This is a genomic window from Streptomyces sp. NPDC037401, assembly GCF_055602345.1.
Genome location: NZ_JBVJWO010000025.1, coordinates 98,136 through 115,792, shown reverse-complemented (window position 1 = coordinate 115,792; position 17,657 = coordinate 98,136). Strand labels below are relative to the sequence as shown.

Sequence of the window (17,657 nt, the reverse complement as noted above, 5' to 3'; positions counted from 1 at the left end):
CCCAGCTCCTTCTGGATCAGCCCCTCCTGGATACCGACCAGCGCAGTCGCGTGGGTCAGGTTCGGGAAGTAGCCGATCCGGACCTTGTCGGCCGAAAGCTTCTTACCGGTGGCCGCGACGTTCTTCGCGTCCTTCTTCTCATCCCTGGCCTCGGAACCGTAGCCGCAGGAGGCGAGCGCGCCGATCAGCAGCGGCAGGGCGGCAGCGGCGACGAAGCTGCGGCGCAGGGTGGCGCGGGTGGTACGGGCAGCAGACACGGGAGGGTTTCCTCTCGATGCGTCACCTGATGTGACGTCTTCGTTCGTGGAACAAGGTCAGGTCGAAGGCGGTCAGCGCACACATCGCGCCACCCCTCCCTGGCCGCTGCCGAGGGCACCGCTGCCCACGCGGCCGCCCTCCTTGGCGAAGTCCGTGTAGAAGTCGGCAGGCATGATCAGAAATCCCACCCGTCGTCGTCCCGTGCGGCCTGGTCGGCCGTGTGGGCGCGGGAGGCGAAGGACTCGCCCGCCATGCCCGCCGCCAGGGTGGTTCCGTCGGCCGGGTCGATCAGCAGGAACGATCCGGTGCGGCGCGAGTCGGCGTACGCGTCGAGCGCGAGCGGCTCGGCGGTCCGTACGACGACACGGCCGATGTCGTTGGCCACCAGCTGCCCGGGGTCCGGGTGCTGGGACAGGTCGTCCAGGGTCAGCCGCGAGGGGATCTCCTTGACGATCGCCTTGACCGTGCGCGTGGTGTGCTTGATCAGCACCCGTGCGCCGACGGCCAGCGGCTGGTCCGCCACGTGGCAGACCGTGGCCTCGACGTCCTGCGTGGTGGCCGGGGCGTTAGCGGACGGCGCGATCAGGTCGCCGCGCGAGATGTCGATGTCGTCCGCCAGGCGCAGCGTCACCGACTGCGGCGCCCAGGCGATGTCGACGCTCTCGCCGAGCGCGTCGATGCCCGCGATGACGGACGTACGGCCCGAGGGCAGCACGGTCACGGCCTCGCCGACGCGCAGCACGCCGGAGGCGATCTGGCCGGCGTAGCCCCGGTAGTCGGGGTGCTCGGCGGTCTGCGGGCGGATCACGTACTGCACCGGGAAGCGCGCCGGGCAGGCGGTGAGGTCGTGGCTGACCGGGACCGTCTCCAGGTGCTCCAGCACCGTCGGGCCGCCGTACCAGTCCATGTTGGCGGACGGGTCGACCACGTTGTCCCCGGCGAGCGCCGAGATCGGGATCGCGGTGATCTCGGGGACGCCCAGGTCGGAGGCGTACGCGGTGAACTCCTCGGCGATCTTCGCGAAGACCGCTTCCTCGTAGCCCACCAGGTCCATCTTGTTGACGGCCAGGACCACGTGCGGGACGCGCAGCAGGGCGGCGACCGCCGCGTGCCGGCGGGTCTGCTCGATCACGCCGTTGCGGGCGTCGACCAGGACCACGGCGAGGTCGGCGGTGGAGGCGCCGGTCACCATGTTCCGGGTGTACTGCACGTGCCCCGGGGTGTCCGCCAGGATGAACCGGCGGCGCGCGGTGGCGAAGTAGCGGTACGCGACGTCGATGGTGATGCCCTGCTCCCGCTCGGCCCGCAGGCCGTCGGTGAGCAGCGCGAGGTCGGGGGCCTCCTGGCCGCGCTGGGCGGAGACGGCCTCGACGGCCTCCATCTGGTCGGTCAGGACCGACTTGGAGTCGTGCAGCAGGCGGCCCACCAGGGTGGACTTGCCGTCGTCGACGGAACCGGCGGTCGCGAAGCGCAGCAGCGTGGTCGCCGACACATCGGCGAACTGCTCGGTGGTGCTGGTCATGTCTAGAAGTACCCTTCGCGCTTGCGGTCTTCCATCGCGGCCTCGGACATCTTGTCGTCGGCGCGGGTCGCGCCCCGCTCGGTGAGGCGGGAGACGGCGATCTCGGCGATCACGGCGTCGAGCGTGGCGGCGTCGGAGTCGACGGCGCCGGTGCAGGACATGTCGCCGACGGTGCGGTAGCGGATGAGACGCGTCTGCGGCGTCTCGTCCTCCTTCGGGCCGCCCCACTCGCCGGCCGTCAGCCACATGCCGTTGCGCTGGAAGACCTCGCGCTCGTGGGCGAAGTAGATCTCCGGCAGCTCGATGCCCTCGCGGGCGATGTACTGCCACACGTCCAGCTCGGTCCAGTTGGAGAGCGGGAAGACGCGCACGTGCTCGCCGGGGGCGTGGCGGCCGTTGTACAGCTGCCACAGCTCGGGGCGCTGGCGGCGCGGGTCCCACTGCGAGAACTCGTCGCGGAGGCTGAAGACGCGCTCCTTGGCGCGGGCCTTCTCCTCGTCGCGGCGGCCGCCGCCGAAGACGGCGTCGAACTTCAGCTGCTGGATCGCCTCGGTCAGCGGGACGGTCTGCAGCGGGTTGCGGGTGCCGTCCGGGCGCTCGCGCAGCTTGCCCGCGTCGATGTACTCCTGTACGGACGCGACGTGCAGGCGCAGGCCGTGCTGCGCGACCGTGCGGTCGCGGTACTCCAGCACCTCGGGGAAGTTGTGGCCCGTGTCGACGTGCAGCAGCGTGAACGGCACCGGCGCCGGCGCGAACGCCTTGAGCGCCAGGTGCAGCATGACGATCGAGTCCTTGCCGCCGGAGAAGAGGATCACCGGCTTCTCGAACTCGCCCGCCACCTCGCGGAAGATGTGCACGGCCTCGGATTCGAGGGCGTCGAGGTGGGACAGCGCGTACGGCGCGGCGCCCTCTTGGTTGTCGGCCGCTTCGTGCAGGTGGGCGACGGTGGTCATGCCAGACCCCTCTCGGTGAGCAGCGCGTGCAGGGCCGAAGCCGACTCCTGCACGGACTGCGTGTGCGACTCGATACGGAGGTCCGGGGACTCCGGCGCCTCGTACGGGTCGTCGACCCCGGTCAGACCGGAGATCTCGCCCGCCGCCTGCTTGGCGTACAGGCCCTTCACGTCACGCTCCGAGCAGACCTCGACCGGGGTGGCCACGTGGACCTCCAGGTACGAGGTGCCCTCGGCGGCGTGCCGCTTGCGCACGGCCTCGCGGCTGTCCGCGAACGGCGCGATCACCGGTACCAGCGCCTTGACGCCGTTGCTCGCGAGGAGCTCGGCGACGAAGCCGATCCGCTGCACGTTGGTGTGCCGGTCCTCGCGGCCGAAGCCGAGGCCGGCGGAGAGGAACTCGCGGATCTCGTCGCCGTCGAGGACCTCCACGCGGTGGCCCTCGGCGCGCAGCCGTTCGGCCAGCGCGCAGGCGATGGTGGTCTTGCCCGCGCTCGGCAGCCCGGTCAGCCACACCGTGGCGCCCTGGTCGCTCACGCTCATCTGCTCTGTCTCCGTCGCGTCTGCGTCTTTGCGGTCTTCAAGGGAAAGGGGGTCCGTCATCAGCCGTGCAGTCCGCACTCGGTCTTCCCGCGCCCGGCCCAGCGGCCGGCCCTCGCGTCCTCGCCCTCCGCCACGCGGCGGGTGCAGGGGGCGCAGCCGACGGAGGCGTAGCCGTCCGTCAGCAGCGGGTTGGTGAGGACCCCGTGCTCGGCGACGTAGGCGTCGACGTCGTCCTGGGTCCAGCGGGCGATCGGCGAGATCTTGACCTTCTGCCGCTTCTCGTCCCAGCCGACGACCGGGGTGTTCGCCCGGGTCGGGGACTCGTCGCGGCGCAGGCCCGTGGCCCACGCGTCGTAGCCGGTCAGGCCCTCTTCGAGGGGCTTGACCTTGCGCAGCGCGCAGCACAGGTCCGGGTCGCGGTCGTGGAGCTGCGGACCGTACTCGGCGTCCTGTTCGGCGACCGTCTGCCGCGGGGTGAGGGTGATGACGCTGACGTCCATCACGGCCTCGACCGCGTCGCGGGTGCCGATGGTCTCCTCGAAGTGGTAGCCCGTGTCGAGGAAGACCACGTCCACGCCCGGGAAGGCGCGGGAGGCGAGGTGGGCGACCACCGCGTCCTCCATGGAGGAGGTCACGGCGAACTTCCTGCCGAAGGTGTCGGCCGCCCAGCGCAGGATGTCCAGCGGGGAGGCGTCCTCGAGGTCCCGGCCCGCCTGCTCGGCCAGTTCCTTCAGACCCCGGGTGACCTGAGTCTTCGTCATATCTCGTCCCCTCCAGCGGCGTCGGACTGAACACCCCGGGCGAGCAGCCCGAGGTACTTCAGCTGGAAGGCCCGGTTGCAGGCCCTGCATTCCCAGGCGCCGTGACCGGTCTCGTTCGGAAACAGGTCCTCGTCGCCGCAGTACGGGCAGTAGAACGGTGCGGCGCGCTCGCTCACGACAGGCTCTTCTCGTCCGCGCGGGCGACCCATGCCGCGAACCGCTCGCCGTCCTCGCGCTGCTCCTCGTACTGCTTGACGACCCGCTCGACGTAGTCGGGCAGACCGGCAGCGGTGACCTTCAGGCCGCGGACCTTGCGGCCGAAGCCGGCCTCCAGGCCGAGGGCGCCGCCCAGGTGGACCTGGTAGCCCTCCACCTGCTTGCCGTCGTCGTCCAGGACCAGCTGGCCCTTGAGGCCGATGTCCGCCACCTGGATGCGGGCGCAGGCGTTCGGGCAGCCGTTGATGTTGATGGTGAGCGGCTCGGCGAAGTCCGGCAGGCGGCGCTCCAGCTCGTCGATCAGCGAGGCGCCGCGCGCCTTGGTCTCGACGATCGCGAGCTTGCAGAACTCGATGCCGGTGCAGGCCATCGTGCCGCGGCGGAACGGCGAGGGCTTGACGCGCAGGTCCAGCGCTTCGAGGGCCTCGACCACCGAGTCGACGCGGTCCGCCTCGATGTCGAGCACGATCATCTTCTGCTCGGCGGTGGTGCGCAGGCGGCCGGAGCCGTGCTGCTCGGCGATGTCCGCGATCTTGGTGAGCGTGGCGCCGTCGACGCGGCCGACGCGCGGGGCGAAGCCCACGTAGAAGCGGCCGTCCTTCTGGCGGTGCACGCCGACGTGGTCGCGCCACTGGCCGGAGGGCTGCTCCGGGGCGGGGCCGTCGGTGAGCTTCCGCTTGAGGTACTCGTCCTCGAGGATCCGGCGGAACTTCTCCGCGCCCCAGTCCGCGACGAGGAACTTCAGGCGGGCGCGGGTGCGCAGCCGGCGGTAGCCGTAGTCGCGGAAGATCGAGATGACGCCGGTGTAGACGTCCGGGACCTCGTCCAGGGAGACCCAGGTGCCCAGGCGCACGCCCAGCTTGGGGTTGGTGGAGAGGCCGCCGCCGACCCAGACGTCGAAGCCGGGGCCGTGCTCGGGGTGGTTCACGCCGACGAACGCGATGTCGTTGATCTCGTGCGCCACGTCGAGGAGCGGGGAGCCGGAGACGGCGGACTTGAACTTGCGGGGCAGGTTCGAGAAGTCCTTGTTGCCGACGATCCGGCGGTAGATCTCGTCGATGGCGGGGGTGCCGTCGATGATCTCGTCCTCGGCGATGCCGGCCACGGGCGAGCCGAGGATGACGCGCGGGGTGTCACCGCAGGCCTCGGTGGTCGACAGGCCGACCGCCTCCAGGCGGTTCCAGATCTCCGGGACGTCCTCGATGCGGATCCAGTGGTACTGGACGTTCTGGCGGTCCGTGATGTCGGCGGTGCCCCGCGCGAACTCCTCGGAGATCTCGCCGATGACGCGCAGCTGCTCGGTGGTCAGCCGGCCGCCGTCGATGCGGACGCGGAGCATGAAGTACTCGTCGTCCAGCTCCTCCGGCTCCAGGATCGCGGTCTTGCCGCCGTCGATCCCGGGCTTGCGCTGCGTGTAGAGGCCCCACCAGCGCATGCGGCCGCGCAGGTCGTTGGGGTCGATCGAGTCGAATCCGGCCTTGGAGTAGATCGTCTCAATGCGTGTCCGCACATTGAGACCGTCGTCGTCCTTCTTGAACTGCTCGTTGCCGTTGAGGGGCGTGAAGTGGCCTACGGCCCACTGGCCTTCGCCGCGGTGACGCGTGGTCTTGCGGCGCGCTGCGGCGGCGGGCTTGTCAGGGGTGGCGGCCATGGCAATACGTCCTTCGGTGGCGGCTCAAAGCAGGGGGCAGTTGGCGGCGGCGAGACCCCTGTACTCCGGTGACCTGTGGAAATGCGCACAGGTGTGGCAAGGCCAGCCCCTCGGTGGGTGGGTGGGGGCCGGTCTGCGAATCAGGGGATCTGCGCGTCCGCGACGGCGGGGACGGCGAGAGTGCGGCGGTGCTGGTTCCGTCAGCTCGCCGGACAGATGGCGCTGGACATGCGGCCGAGGTCGACGTGCCGCCGACTCACCAAGGCAATTCCAGCTCCATCCATGGCCGAAGCGTGGCATGCGGGTCTTGGAGGAGTCCACTAGTGTCCATTATGCGGACGAAAGCGTCTCGAAGGATGGGACGATGTGGCCTGGGTCACCCTGTTGCGCCGGGCCGGGCCCGCCCTGACCAGCGGGGAAGCGGGCCCGGAGGGGCCGGCACGGCGCGCCGGGGCCGCGCCCGAGCGGTGCTGGAGGCGTGCCGCGGCGGAGGGATCGGTTCCGGGCGGGGCGGGGTCAGGCGCCCGGCCGACGGGCCAGGGACGGGGGCCCCGGGCGGGGCGGGGTCGGGGTCAGGCGCCCGGCCAGGGGCCCGGGGTGGCGGGCTGGACCTTCTCCTCGGTCTCCGTCCGGAAGAGGCGGAAGCCCCGGCGGAGGTAGTTGTCCATCGCCGTGGGCCCGTCCCAGCTGCAGGTGTGGAGCCAGACCCGCTTGGTCGGCTCGAGCTCCGGCCAGCGCTCGGCGAGGTCCCAGGCGCGTGCCGCGCCCACGGACAGCAGGTGCCCGCCGATCCGGCGGCCGCGGAAGGCAGGCAGCAGGCCGAAGTACATGATCTCGACGGAGCCCTCCGGCTGCGGGTCCAGTTCCACGTACCCCGCCGGGGTGCCCCGGTCGTACGCCACCCACGTCTCCACGCCGGGACGCTCCAGCAGCTCCTGCCACTCCCGGTACGACAGCCCCAGCCGGTCCGTCCAGTGGATGTCCCCGCCCACGGAGGCGTAGAGGAAGCGGCTGAACTCGGGCGACGGGATCTCCGCGCGCTCGATGCGGACGTCGCCGTCCGGCACGGCGGCGGGCCGCAGGTCCGCCGGAGAGGTCTGCTCCAGCGACCAGGTGGTGAGATTGGTGTCCATGCCCGTCAGGGAATCACGTCCGCCCGCCGCGGCCCAAGCGGGCCCTGATCACCGACGGCGCGTGCGAGTGCGGGAGCAGGGCGTGCGGGTCCGCCGGGAGCCGTACGGCGACCTCGACCCCCTCCGCGAAGCGGTACGGCCGGTGGGTCAGCACCCCGGCGAGGTGACGTCTGACACGTGACATTTCAGCGCGTACGGTGACCGTGCGCGTCGCATCCCCGAACAGCTCCTCGGCCAGCTCCGCCGCCGTCCGGCCGCCGGGGCGGTCCGCCAGCAGGAACAGCAGCTCCGCATGGCGCGGGCTCAACTCCTGCGTCCAGCTCCCGGCCGCCCCGCAGACGGTGGCCTGCCAGCGGCGCTGCCCGGTCAGGTCCAGCACCACCCTGGCGGCCTCCACGCCGCTGCGCGCCCCGTCCACCCGCAGCAGCCAGCCGCCCGGCAGCGGCTCCGCCACGCAGTGCCCCAGGCTCGGCAGCCACACCGGACCGGCCCCCAGCCCCTTGGGCAGCGTCACCCGGTCGACCGGCGCCATGCCCGTCACCGCGGCCGTCCAGCCGTGCGCGTCCACCGCCAGCGCCCGCCCCGGCAGCCGGGCCAGCAGCGGCGCCGCCACCGCACGCAGCCCGCCCAGGGACGTCAGGTGCCGCACGTGCAGCTCGCTCTCCGCCAGCCGTGCCACCGACGCCACCCAGGACAGCGTGGCCGGGTGCATCGTCGCCAGCGGGCCGCTCACGTCGATCACGCCCAGCAGCCTGCCGTCGCGCGGATCGTGCACCGGCGCGCCCGTACACGTCCAGTCGTGGTGGCTGCTGACGAAGTGCTCCGCCGAGAACACCTGCACCGGGCGCCGCGCCACCAGCGCCGTGCCCACGCCGTTGGTGCCCACCACCGCCTCGTCCCAGTCGGCGCCCACCTCGAACCCCAGCCGGTCCGCCTTCCGCAGGATCGAGGAGTGCCCCTCGCGCCACAGCAGCCGGCCCTCCGCGTCCGCGACCACCATGATGTGCAGCGACTCGTCCAGGGCGGGGAGCAGGCTCTCGCGCAGCACCGGCAGCAGCTCCCGCAGCGGCGACTCCTGCCGCCGCCGCTCCGTCTCGGCCAGGGTCAGCATCCGGGACCGGGCGTCCCGGTCCGGGTGGACCCCGCCCGCCAGCATCCGCCGCCAGGACTCGGCGATCTCCGGGCGCGGTGCGGCCGGCGGCCGCTGCCCCGCCAGCGCCGCCTCCCGCACGCCCTTGAGCAGACGGGCCGCCTGCTCGGCGTTCATGGCCGAAAGTCGCGCCAGGTCGAGCGTGCTGCTGCTCACCGGATCCTCCCCGAACGAACCGGACGTGCCGTGGAACGGACCAAGTCACCGGCCTGAGCCGCTGCCCGGGACGCACCCGGTCCCACGGCACGCCCGGTTCCGACCCAAAGGGTTGCAACGGTATGCAACTCTCGCCAAGTCCCGATCGTGCGACCGAAACTGTGCGCAACGCCGTTCGACGGCGTTGCAGCTCCTCCTCGGGGCTTTCGTGGCGGGGGTGGTGCCGAGTCGGCGCGGCGCCACCTCCGTCCGTGCAACGGGCCCGGATCCGGGCTCCGACGGTTGGGGCCGTCAGCCCGGGATCCGCGCCCGTTCGACGACCGCGCCCAGGTTCAGGGTGTGCGGCAGCGTGCCGAAGGCCGTACCCCAGTCACGGCCCAGCCGGGAGGCGCAGAACGCGTCCGCGACCTCCGGCGGAGCCCAGCGGACCAGCAGCGAGCCCTGAAGCACCAGCGCCATCCGCTCCACCAGCCGCCGCGCCCGCGCCTCGATCCCGTCCAGGTCGGCCAGCTCCGTCAGCAGGTCCTTGATGGCCCCGTCCAGCCGGTGGTCCGCGCCCCGCGCCCGGCCCACCTCCCGGAGGAAGGCGTTCAGGGCCTGCGGCTCGCGCTGGAGCGCCCGCAGCACGTCGAGCGCCTGCACGTTGCCCGAGCCCTCCCACAGGGAGTTCAGCGGGGACTCGCGCAGCAGCCGGGGCATCCCCGACTCCTCCACGTAGCCGTTGCCGCCCAGGCACTCCAGCGCCTCCGCCACCACGGGCGTGCACCGCTTGGTGACCCAGTACTTCGCCGTGGGCACCGCGAGCCGCAGGAAGGCCCGCTCCTCGTCCGTGTCCGCGTCGCAGGCCGCCGCCAGCCGCAGGGCCAGCGTGGTGGCCGCCTCCGACTCCAGTGCCATGTCGGCCAGCACATTGCGCATCAGCGGCTTGTCGACGAGCTTGCCGCCGAACGCACTGCGGTGCGCCGCGTGGTGCACGGCCTGCGTCACCGCCTGCCGCATCAGCGCCGCCGAGCCGACCACGCAGTCCAGCCGGGTCGCGGCAACCATCTCGATGATGGTCCGCACCCCCCGGCCCTCCTCGCCTACCCGGCGTGCCCAGGTCCCGTCGAACTCCACCTCCGCGGAGGCGTTCGACCTGTTGCCCAGCTTGTCCTTCAGCCGCTGCAGCGCGAAGACGTTCCGGGACCCGTCCGCCAGGACCCGCGGCACCAGGAAGCACGTCAGGCCGCCCGCGCCCCCGGAAGACGACCGGTCCGCCTGCGCCAGCACCAGGAAGCCGTCGCTCATCGGCGCCGAGCAGAACCACTTGTGACCGGTCAGCAGGTAATCGCCGGCCGCGTCCAGCGGCCGCGCCACCGTGGTGTTGGACCGTACGTCGCTGCCGCCCTGCTTCTCCGTCATCGCCATGCCGAAGAGCACACCGGGCTTCTCGGCGGCCGGGCGCAGCCCCTGCTCGTACACGTGCGAGGTCAGCCGGGGCTCCCACTCGGCCGCCAGCTCCGGATCCGCCCGCAGCGCGGGCACCGCCGCGTGCGTCATCGACAGCGGGCAGCCGCTGCCCGCCTCGGCCTGCGACCAGACGAAGAACCCGGCGGCCCGGCGCAGGTGCCCGCCCGGCCGCCCCCAGGCGTCCGTCAGGCCCGCGGACACGGCGTGCCCGAGCAGCCGGTGCCACGCGGGATGGAACTCCACCTCGTCGATGCGGTTGCCGTACCGGTCGTGCGTGCGCAGCCTCGGCGGGTTGTCGTTGGCCGCCGCCGCCCACGCCTGGGCCTGCGCGGATCCCGCGGACCGCCCCAGCCGGTGCAGCTCCTCGTCGGCCTCCGGCCGCAGTTCCGGGCCGAGGTGCCGGGCCACTCCCTCGACGAGGGCCCGGTCCGTGCCGTAGACGTCGTAGCCCACCAGGGGCGGGGCCTGGTTGCTGACTGTGTGGGTGGTGGCTGCCATGCCGATACGGTAAAGACGTGCAGCCAGCAAAAGAAACACCCGAGCGTCCTCCGGGGATGCTCCACCGGGCCCGGGCCCTTTACCGCAACGTCTCCAAGCGCAAGATGGCCTGGCTGCTGCTGAAGGACACGGTCAACTCGTGCATCGAGTACCGCATCCTCGGGCTCGCCGCGGAAGCCGCGTTCTTCACCCTGCTGTCCATGCCGCCGCTGTTCCTGGGCCTCATCGGTCTGCTCGGCTACGTCGACAACTGGACCGACACCACCACCGTGGCCAGCATCGAGGAGAACATCCTGCGGGCCGTGGGCACGGTCCTCTCCGACCGGGGCGTCAACGACATCGCGAGACCCCTGCTCGACGACGTCACCAGCCGCGGCCGCCCCGACATCATCTCCCTCGGGTTCGCGTTCGCCCTGTGGTCCGGTTCCCGCGCCGTCAACGTCTTCATCGACACCATCACCGTGATGTACGGGCTCGACGGGCACCGCGGCATCGTCAAGACGCGGCTGCTGGCCTTCCTGCTGTACGTCATCGCGCTGCTGATCGGGGCCGTGGTGCTGCCGCTGATGGTGGTCGGGCCGGACGCGGTGGTGCGCCTGGTCCCGTGGGGCACCGAGGTCATCGCGGTGCTGTACTGGCCGGTCGTCACCCTGCTGTCCATCGCCTTCCTGACCACGCTCTACCACGTGTCGGTGCCGGTGCGCTCGCCGTGGATCGAGGACGTGCCGGGCGCGCTGGTCGCGCTCGCGATGTGGGTGCTGGGCAGCTTCCTGCTCCGCATCTACCTCACGAACACCGTCGAGGGCCCGACCATCTACGGCTCGCTGGCCGCCCCCGTCGCCGTCCTGCTGTGGATCGGCATCTCGGCGTTCGCGGTCCTGGTGGGCGCGGCCGTGAACGCCGCCATCGACCGGGTCTGGCCCTCGGTGGCCACCGCCGCCGCCCGCGAGGCCAACGAGCGCGTGCGCGAGGCGGAGGCCGCCCAGCTGATCGCACGGGCCGCGGCCTGGCGGGCGCTGGCGGAAGGCGAGTCGGAGGACGACGAGGACGACGGAATGCCCTCGGAGTTCCCCGAGCGCTGGTCGAATTTCCTGCCGCCCGACGACTACCAGTCCCGCCTGCGCAAGCACACGGAGCGCCACCCGCACTGACCCGGCACGGTGCACTGCCACACGTCACACTGCACGCCGGGACGTCACACCGCGCGCGGACCCGCGGCCCGTACCGCCCCGCCCGGCCCCCCTCCGGACACGGTCTCGGCGACCGCCCGGGCGAAGGCCTCCGCGGCGGGCACGGGACGGCTGCGGAGGCGGATCAGGCCGAGCAGCGACTCCGGCAGCCCCCGGACCGGCACGAACGCGACCGACGCGCGCCGGCCGTGGTACTCGGCCGTCGACCGGCACAGCAGCATCGCCCCCCGGCCGGCCGCCGCCAGGCTCAGGCCCTCCTGAAGCGTGTTGACGCACGGCCCGACCGGCACCGCACGGCCGCCGGGCGTGACCCCCGGCGCCTGCGCCAGCCGCCAGTACTCCGGCGCCGGGTCCCGGATCCCGATCAGCCGGCAGTCCGCCAGCTCCTCCGCGGAAACGGACTCCCGCGCGGCGAACGGATGCCGCACCGGTACCGCGAGGGTCAGCGGCTGCCGTGAGAACACCGGCCCCGGCGCGAGGTCCTCCTCCTCGACCGGCAGCAGCACCACCGCGCAGTCCACCTCCCGGCGGCGCACCGCCCCGAACGGATCCGACAGCGGCACCTCGACCAGGTCGACCGCGCACTGCGGGTACCGGTCCCCGAACAGGGCGAGGGCGCGAGCCACCCCGTCGTCGACCGTGCCCTGGAACCCGACCCGCAGGGCGCCGCCGATGCCGTGCGCGGCGGCGCGGGCCCCGTCGACGGCGGCCCGCAGCGCCGCGTACGCCGGACCGAGCCCGGCGAGGAACTCCTCGCCGAGCGGGGTCAGGCTCACCCGGCGGCTGGTGCGCTCGAACAGAGGGGCGCCGATCCGCCCCTCCAGGGAGCGCAGGAGCTGGCTGACCCGGCTCTGCGACACGTACAGCCGCCCGCCCGCGCGGCCGAAGTGCAGCTCCTCGGCGAGGACGAGGAACGCCTCCAGCTCGCGCATCTCCAGACCGCTCACCGGTCTCCCCTCCCCAGGGCCGGGGCGTGGCCGCCGGCCGATCGAGTAGCCACGCTCATGGAAGGATGAGGATCCGGCCGTTGTTCCCGCAGGTCGGAGCCGGTTGGCTGGGGCCATGCCACAGACAGACGAAGCCGCGGGCACGGCACCGCCCCCGCGCGGACCTCAACAGGCCCACCAGACCCACCAGTCCCAACAGGCCGAACAGTCCCAACTGGCCGAACAGGCCGAACACCCGCAGAAGCCCGGCCCGTCGGACAGAGCGGGCGTCCGGGACTGGCTCGCGGTGGCGGCCGCGGCCGGGGCGACGTTCACCGTCGTCACGTCCGAGATGCTGCCCGTCGGCCTGCTCACGCCCATGAGCGACGAGCTGGCCGTGACCGAGGGCACCGCCGGCCTGACCCTGACGGTCACCGGTCTGGTCGCGGCGGTCTCCGCTCCGCTGCTCACGCCGGTACTCGGCCGCCACGACCGCAGGCCGGTGCTGTGCGCCCTGGCGGCGCTCCTCGCGCTCGGGAACCTGCTCGCCGCGTGGGCACCGGACTTCGCCGTGATGGTGGCCGCCCGCGTGCTCACGGGCCTCGCCATGGGCGGCCTGTGGCCCATCGCGGCGGGCCTCGCCCCGCGCCTGGTGCCGCAGCGGTCGGCCGGCGCCGCGGCCTCCTTCGTCTTCAGCGGGATCGCGGTCGCCTCGGTGCTCGGCGTGCCCGCGGGCACGTACATCGGCGAACTCGCCGGCTGGCGCGCCGCCTTCGCGTCCGCCGCCGGGCTGTCCCTGGCGGTCCTCGCCGCCCTCGCGCTGCTGCTGCCCGAGCTGCCCGCCCGGGAGGAGGTCCGGCTCGGCGGGGTGCTGCGGCTGTTCGCCGTACCGCAGGTGCGCACCGGGCTCGCCGTCGTGGCCCTGCTCGTCACGGGGCACTTCGCGGCCTACACGTACGTCCGGCCGGTCCTGGAGGAGGTCTCCGGCGCGACCGCGGGCACGATCGGAACGCTCCTCCTCGTCTACGGAACCGCCGGCGTCGCGGGCAACTTCGCCGCCGGCGCGGGTGCGGCCCGCTCGCCGCGCCGCACCCTGCTGACGATCAGCGCGGTCCTGGCCGCCACCGCCGTCCTGGTGCCCGTGCCGGCCGGCTCGGTCCCGGCCGCCGCGGTCCTGCTCGCCGTCTGGGGGCTGTCCTACGGAGGCGTCTCCGTCGGTACGCAGACCTGGCTGCTGGCCGCCGCGCCGGACGCCCGCGAGGCGGTTTCCTCGCTGTACGTCGGGGTGTTCAACGGCGCGATAGCCCTCGGCGCGTTCCTCGGCGGCCTGACGGCGGACCGCGCCGGGGTGACCTCCGTGATGTGGCCGGCCGCCGTGCTCGCGGCGGGCGCGCTGCTCACCGTGTCCCTGGGCCGTGCCCCCGCCACCGGATCCGCCCCCGCCACCGGTACGCCGTGAGGACCCGCGGAAAAAGAAGTGGCACGGCTCAGCCGGGGCCGCATAGCATCCGGGGCGTACGTCGCCGAGGGACGGACCGCAGGACCGGACCGGCCGGACCGCGCAAGCAGGAGGTGGACTTTCGATGACTGTCGCCACGCAGGGCACTGCCCGCACTCGAGCCTTCATCCCCACTCCTGTGGCCACCGGCTGACACCGACACACACCACCCACGGCGCCGGGGCCACCCTTCGAAGGGTCCCCCCTTGTCTTCCGAGACGTCCTCTCGCGTTTCCTCTTCCTCCTCCGACGCGCACACCGCTCTCGTCCTCCACGGCTGGGACGAGCAGTGGTCGGCGGAGTTCGCCCCGTACGCCGCCCAGGGCCTCGTGCCCGGCCGGGTGGTGCGGGTCGACCGCGGCCAGTGCGACCTGATCACCGCGGACGGACCCGTCCGCGCGGACACCGCCTTCGTCACCCCGCACGACCCGCTCCGGGTCATCTGCACCGGAGACTGGGCGGCCGTCGAGACCGCGGGCAGTCCCCGCTACGTCAAGGCGTACCTGCCGCGCCGGACCGCGTTCGTCCGGTCCACCTCCTCGCAGCGGTCCGAGGGCCAGATCCTCGCCGCGAACGTCGACAACGCGATCATCGCGGTCTCCCTCGCCGTCGATCTCGACCTCGGCCGGATCGAACGCTTCCTCGCACTGGCCTGGGAGTCCGGCGCCCAGCCGCTGGTCGTCCTGACCAAGGCCGACCTGGTACCGGACCCGGTGTCCCTCGGATACCTCGTCCAGGATGTGGAGTCCGCCGCCCCCGGGGTCCAGGTGCTCACCGTCTCCTCCCACACCGGGGAGGGCATGGACGTGCTCGCCGCGGTCGTCGCGGGCGGCACCAGCGTGCTCCTCGGCATCTCCGGTGCCGGCAAGTCGACCCTCGCCAACGCGCTGCTCGGCTCGGACGTGATGGACGTCCGGGCCACCCGCGACGTGGACGGCAAGGGCCGGCACACCACCACCACCCGCAACCTGCTCCTGATGCCGGGCGGGGGAGTCCTCATCGACACCCCCGGGCTGCGCGGCGTCGGCCTCTGGGACGCGGAGGCCGGGGTCGGCCAGGTGTTCTCCGAGATCGAGGAGTACGCCGGCCGGTGCCGCTTCCACGACTGCGCCCACGAGCGCGAGCCGGGCTGCGCGGTGCTGGCGGCGCTGGAGAGCGGCGAGCTCCCGGAACGCCGGCTGGAGAGCTACCGCAAGCTGCTGCGGGAGAACCAGCGGATCGTGGCGAAGACGGACGCCCGGATGCGGGCGGAGATCCGGCGCGACTGGAAGCAGAAGTCCGCCGAGGGCCGCGCCAACTACGCCGCCAAGCGCGGCCCCGTCTCCTGACCCTGCCGCCCCCTGCACCACTGTGCCGCCACTCGCCCCGGAGCCCGCAACGGCTCCGGGGCGGGCGGCGAAGAGGTGGGAACGGCCCGGTCAGGGGGACTCCGGCGGGGTCAGGCCCCAGCTGTGGACGCGCAGCGGCACGATGCGGATCACCTGGGGACTGAAGTGCGGGCCCAGCCCGTGCGGCCCCTCCAGGAGCTCGGCCACCCCGCGGATCTCCACCCCCCGCACCCGCCAGGGCCGCGTACTCGCCAGGTCGTCCACGACCAGCGCCAGCTTCGGGTTCGTGTGCAGGTTGCGCCACTTCTTCGTGGTGCCCATCGCCATGCCGCCGACCAGGACCGTCCCGTCGTCCTGGGGGAAGAACCCGACCGGGTTGACCTGCGGCTGCCCCGACGGGTCCACCGTCGCCAGCCGGCCCAGCCGCTGCGACGCCAGATACGCGCGCTCGGCCTCACTGAAGCCCGTGAAATCCTTCATGCCCCCAGGCTCCCCGCTCCGCCCCGCTCCCGCATCGGCCCCCGGCCCCATCACCGCCCCCGGAAGTCCTGGGTCGTGTCGTCGAAGTCCCTGCCCCGGCTACCGCTGGGAGGTGCCCCGGGTCGGCGGGGTCCGGCACGCACGCACGCTCGCCGCACTGCGCTCGCTCCGCTCGCTCCGTCCCGGCTCGGCTGCGCAGGCCTTCGGAGGCCGAGCTGTCGTCGGTCGCCGATGCTCCGCACGGGCTCCCTCCTCCGCCTTGCGATCGCACGCACCAGACCCCGCCGACCCCGCCCTCCGGGCGGACGACGCCACTTTGACGACACTCCCTGACCTCAGCCCCACAGCACCGCGCCCAGCCACGCCCCCGCCACCAGCAGGCACGCGAAGAGCTCCACCAGCACGCTCGTGCCCACCGCCCGCATCACCGTCCGCGTCGAGGCCGCCGCCTCCCCGTGGCCGCCCAGGCGCAGCCGCTCGCACAGGTAGATCCCCCCGATGAAACCCGGTACCGCCCCCACCACCGGGACCAGGAAGAAGCCCAGCAGCGCCCCCGCGCCCGCGTACACCACCGTCCGCCGGGACACCCCCGTACCCCGCAGCCGGCGCGGCGGGAGCAGCCACTTCACCACCTGGACCACCAGCAGCAGCGCCGTGGCGCCCACCAGCAGCGTCCAGGCCAGGCCGGTCTTCACGTGCAGGGACCACCACAGCAGCGCCGCCCAGACCAGCCAGGGGCCCGGCACGCCCGGCACCAGCACCCCCACCACCCCGAGCAGCATGACCAGACCCACCAGGAATTGCTGAGGCAGATCCATCTGCCCAGCCTGACCCAGACCCCAACGGCCCGCTAGCGGGCCACCCAGCCCCGCTCGTACGCGTGCCAGCCCAGCTGCATCCGGGTCGTCACTCCGGTCAGCTCCATCAGGCCCTTCACCCGCCGCTGCACCGTACGCAGCCCCAGATCCAGGTGCTTCGCCACGCTCGCGTCCGTCATGCCCGCCAGCAGCAGCGAGAGGATCACCAGGTCGGTGGTGTCCGGGGTGGCCTCGTCCGGGGCCACCGAGCCGCCCGACCCCAGCCGCAGCGGCAGGGACTCCCGCCACACCGCCTCGAAGAGGCCCATCAGCGACTCCAGCAGCCCGCTGGCGTGCACCACCAGGGCCGCGGGCTCCGCCGCCGCATCGCGGGCCGTCAGCGGCACCATCGCCAGGCTGCGGTCCGCGATCACCAGCTTCGTCGGCACCTGCGCGGTGACCCGTACCTGCTCGCCCCGGTTCAGGGCCGCCGACGCCTCGGTCAGCCCGCTCGGCAGCGCCAGCACCTCGCGCTCGATCACCACGCGGTACTCCACCCCGCGGTCCGCCGCCTGCTCCTCGGCCTCGTTGTCCATCCCCATGACGACCTGCGGCCGCCCGCTGACCAGCGCACAGACCTCCTCGGCCGCCCCCAGCTGGAGCTGTACGAAGCGGTGGGCGACGGCGCTCGCCCCGGTCACCACCTCCACCAGGTCGTGCACGGCCGGCTCGGCCGCCTCCGCCCGGTACTCCTGCGCCAGCAGCGCCGCCGCCAGCTCCGCCTGCTCCAGCTCGTGACGCTGCTGCGTGAGCAGCGCCCCCAGCGCCACCCCGGGCGGCGCCGCCACCCAGCGGCCCGGCCGCGCCGACGACTGCGCGGCCAGCCCGTGCCGCTCCAGATGGCGCAGGGCCCGCTCCGTCTGCGGCACCGGCAGCGTCAGCCGGTGCGCCAGATCCGGCACCTCCGCCGCACCCAGCGCCACCAGCGCCCGGTAGGCGGACTCCTGACCCTCGTCCAGCCCTATCGCACCCAGCATCCGGCCCACCCCACTCCACACCCGTTCCGTGGCGGGAAACGGCCACGGCGCAAACCCGCCTGCGGACATCATCACCGCACCCCCCGCCTCTCTGCCAAGGTGACGCCACCGC

General features: G+C 73.0%; 17 protein-coding genes and 1 pseudogene. 3 read left to right on the top strand and 15 right to left on the bottom strand.

Features of this window, described 5'->3' with window-relative positions; translation table 11 throughout:
* The 11 genes and pseudogenes from ACZ7H1_RS25355 to ACZ7H1_RS25305 all read right to left on the bottom strand — a co-directional run.
* Window positions 1-257 (bottom strand): annotated as a pseudogene (locus tag ACZ7H1_RS25355) (sulfate ABC transporter substrate-binding protein); the annotation flags it as partial.
* A gap of 176 nt (window positions 258-433) precedes the next feature.
* Window positions 434-1,780 carry a sulfate adenylyltransferase subunit 1 gene (locus tag ACZ7H1_RS25350; protein ID WP_470789936.1) on the bottom strand — a complete coding sequence of 449 codons (1,347 nt, stop codon included), beginning with the start codon at window positions 1,778-1,780 and terminating at the stop codon, window positions 434-436.
* A 2-nt stretch (window positions 1,781-1,782) separates the two neighbouring features.
* Window positions 1,783-2,733: a sulfate adenylyltransferase subunit CysD gene (gene cysD, locus ACZ7H1_RS25345; protein ID WP_470789934.1), complete on the bottom strand. Its 951-nt coding sequence runs from the start codon at window positions 2,731-2,733 to the stop codon at window positions 1,783-1,785.
* The gene (gene cysC, locus ACZ7H1_RS25340; protein ID WP_470789932.1) at window positions 2,730-3,275 is read right to left on the bottom strand and encodes an adenylyl-sulfate kinase; all 546 of its coding nucleotides are present in this window, start codon (window positions 3,273-3,275) and stop codon (window positions 2,730-2,732) included. Before cysC ends, cysD begins: the two co-directional genes overlap by 4 nt.
* Window positions 3,276-3,334: 59 nt before the next feature.
* A complete protein-coding gene (locus ACZ7H1_RS25335) occupies window positions 3,335-4,036 on the bottom strand; it encodes a phosphoadenylyl-sulfate reductase (RefSeq protein ID WP_470789930.1) in 702 nt (233 codons plus the stop codon).
* On the bottom strand, window positions 4,033-4,212 hold the full coding sequence (locus ACZ7H1_RS25330) for a hypothetical protein (protein ID WP_267752922.1): 180 nt from the start codon (window positions 4,210-4,212) through the stop codon (window positions 4,033-4,035). The genes ACZ7H1_RS25335 and ACZ7H1_RS25330 overlap by 4 nt, the downstream gene beginning before the upstream one ends.
* The gene (locus ACZ7H1_RS25325) at window positions 4,209-5,903 is read right to left on the bottom strand and encodes a nitrite/sulfite reductase (RefSeq protein WP_470789928.1); all 1,695 of its coding nucleotides are present in this window, start codon (window positions 5,901-5,903) and stop codon (window positions 4,209-4,211) included. Before ACZ7H1_RS25325 ends, ACZ7H1_RS25330 begins: the two co-directional genes overlap by 4 nt.
* Before the next feature lie 200 nt (window positions 5,904-6,103).
* Window positions 6,104-6,187 carry a putative leader peptide gene (locus ACZ7H1_RS25320; RefSeq protein WP_470789943.1) on the bottom strand — a complete coding sequence of 28 codons (84 nt, stop codon included), beginning with the start codon at window positions 6,185-6,187 and terminating at the stop codon, window positions 6,104-6,106.
* Window positions 6,188-6,475: 288 nt separating this feature from the next.
* On the bottom strand, window positions 6,476-7,036 hold the full coding sequence (locus ACZ7H1_RS25315; RefSeq protein WP_470789927.1) for a GNAT family N-acetyltransferase: 561 nt from the start codon (window positions 7,034-7,036) through the stop codon (window positions 6,476-6,478).
* Window positions 7,037-7,049: 13 nt separating this feature from the next.
* A complete protein-coding gene (locus ACZ7H1_RS25310; protein WP_470789925.1) occupies window positions 7,050-8,342 on the bottom strand; it encodes a helix-turn-helix domain-containing protein in 1,293 nt (430 codons plus the stop codon).
* 291 nt (window positions 8,343-8,633) lie between these two features.
* Complete coding sequence (locus tag ACZ7H1_RS25305) at window positions 8,634-10,289, bottom strand: acyl-CoA dehydrogenase family protein (protein ID WP_470789923.1); 1,656 nt, start codon at window positions 10,287-10,289, stop codon at window positions 8,634-8,636.
* Window positions 10,290-10,306: 17 nt separating this feature from the next.
* Here ACZ7H1_RS25305 and ACZ7H1_RS25300 point away from each other — a divergent pair, with 17 nt between their 5' ends.
* Window positions 10,307-11,440: a YihY/virulence factor BrkB family protein gene (locus ACZ7H1_RS25300; RefSeq protein ID WP_470789922.1), complete on the top strand. Its 1,134-nt coding sequence runs from the start codon at window positions 10,307-10,309 to the stop codon at window positions 11,438-11,440.
* A gap of 44 nt (window positions 11,441-11,484) precedes the next feature.
* Here ACZ7H1_RS25300 and ACZ7H1_RS25295 read toward each other — a convergent pair whose 3' ends face one another.
* Window positions 11,485-12,426: a LysR family transcriptional regulator gene (locus ACZ7H1_RS25295; protein ID WP_470789921.1), complete on the bottom strand. Its 942-nt coding sequence runs from the start codon at window positions 12,424-12,426 to the stop codon at window positions 11,485-11,487.
* Between the two features lie 115 nt (window positions 12,427-12,541).
* Here ACZ7H1_RS25295 and ACZ7H1_RS25290 point away from each other — a divergent pair, with 115 nt between their 5' ends.
* Window positions 12,542-13,864, top strand: coding sequence for an MFS transporter (locus ACZ7H1_RS25290; RefSeq protein WP_470789919.1), 1,323 nt, complete (start codon window positions 12,542-12,544; stop codon window positions 13,862-13,864).
* Between the two features lie 245 nt (window positions 13,865-14,109).
* Window positions 14,110-15,231, top strand: coding sequence for a ribosome small subunit-dependent GTPase A (gene rsgA / locus ACZ7H1_RS25285; RefSeq protein WP_470789917.1), 1,122 nt, complete (start codon window positions 14,110-14,112; stop codon window positions 15,229-15,231).
* A 90-nt stretch (window positions 15,232-15,321) separates the two neighbouring features.
* Here rsgA and ACZ7H1_RS25280 read toward each other — a convergent pair whose 3' ends face one another.
* From ACZ7H1_RS25280 to ACZ7H1_RS25270, 3 genes are all read right to left on the bottom strand, one after another.
* On the bottom strand, window positions 15,322-15,711 hold the full coding sequence (locus tag ACZ7H1_RS25280) for a PPOX class F420-dependent oxidoreductase (protein ID WP_470789915.1): 390 nt from the start codon (window positions 15,709-15,711) through the stop codon (window positions 15,322-15,324).
* Between the two features lie 335 nt (window positions 15,712-16,046).
* The gene (locus ACZ7H1_RS25275) at window positions 16,047-16,529 is read right to left on the bottom strand and encodes a DUF456 domain-containing protein (RefSeq protein ID WP_470789913.1); all 483 of its coding nucleotides are present in this window, start codon (window positions 16,527-16,529) and stop codon (window positions 16,047-16,049) included.
* A gap of 32 nt (window positions 16,530-16,561) precedes the next feature.
* Complete coding sequence (locus ACZ7H1_RS25270) at window positions 16,562-17,545, bottom strand: helix-turn-helix domain-containing protein (RefSeq protein ID WP_470789911.1); 984 nt, start codon at window positions 17,543-17,545, stop codon at window positions 16,562-16,564.
* Window positions 17,546-17,657: the final 112 nt, after the last annotated feature.

Excerpts from the sequence above, each read along its gene's own strand:
- ACZ7H1_RS25290 (WP_470789919.1), top strand. The coding sequence starts at position 12,542 with ATGCCACAGACAGACGAAGCCGCGGGCACGGCACCGCCCCCGCGCGGA.
- ACZ7H1_RS25305 (WP_470789923.1), bottom strand. The coding sequence starts at position 10,289 with ATGGCAGCCACCACCCACACAGTCAGCAACCAGGCCCCGCCCCTGGTG.
- ACZ7H1_RS25275 (WP_470789913.1), bottom strand. The coding sequence starts at position 16,529 with ATGGATCTGCCTCAGCAATTCCTGGTGGGTCTGGTCATGCTGCTCGGG.
- cysD (WP_470789934.1), bottom strand. The coding sequence starts at position 2,733 with ATGACCACCGTCGCCCACCTGCACGAAGCGGCCGACAACCAAGAGGGC.
- ACZ7H1_RS25315 (WP_470789927.1), bottom strand. The coding sequence starts at position 7,036 with ATGGACACCAATCTCACCACCTGGTCGCTGGAGCAGACCTCTCCGGCG.
- ACZ7H1_RS25325 (WP_470789928.1), bottom strand. The coding sequence starts at position 5,903 with ATGGCCGCCACCCCTGACAAGCCCGCCGCCGCAGCGCGCCGCAAGACC.
- cysC (WP_470789932.1), bottom strand. The coding sequence starts at position 3,275 with ATGAGCGTGAGCGACCAGGGCGCCACGGTGTGGCTGACCGGGCTGCCG.
- ACZ7H1_RS25335 (WP_470789930.1), bottom strand. The coding sequence starts at position 4,036 with ATGACGAAGACTCAGGTCACCCGGGGTCTGAAGGAACTGGCCGAGCAG.
- ACZ7H1_RS25350 (WP_470789936.1), bottom strand. The coding sequence starts at position 1,780 with ATGACCAGCACCACCGAGCAGTTCGCCGATGTGTCGGCGACCACGCTG.
- ACZ7H1_RS25280 (WP_470789915.1), bottom strand. The coding sequence starts at position 15,711 with ATGAAGGATTTCACGGGCTTCAGTGAGGCCGAGCGCGCGTATCTGGCG.
- ACZ7H1_RS25320 (WP_470789943.1), bottom strand. The coding sequence starts at position 6,187 with ATGGATGGAGCTGGAATTGCCTTGGTGAGTCGGCGGCACGTCGACCTC.
- ACZ7H1_RS25270 (WP_470789911.1), bottom strand. The coding sequence starts at position 17,545 with ATGCTGGGTGCGATAGGGCTGGACGAGGGTCAGGAGTCCGCCTACCGG.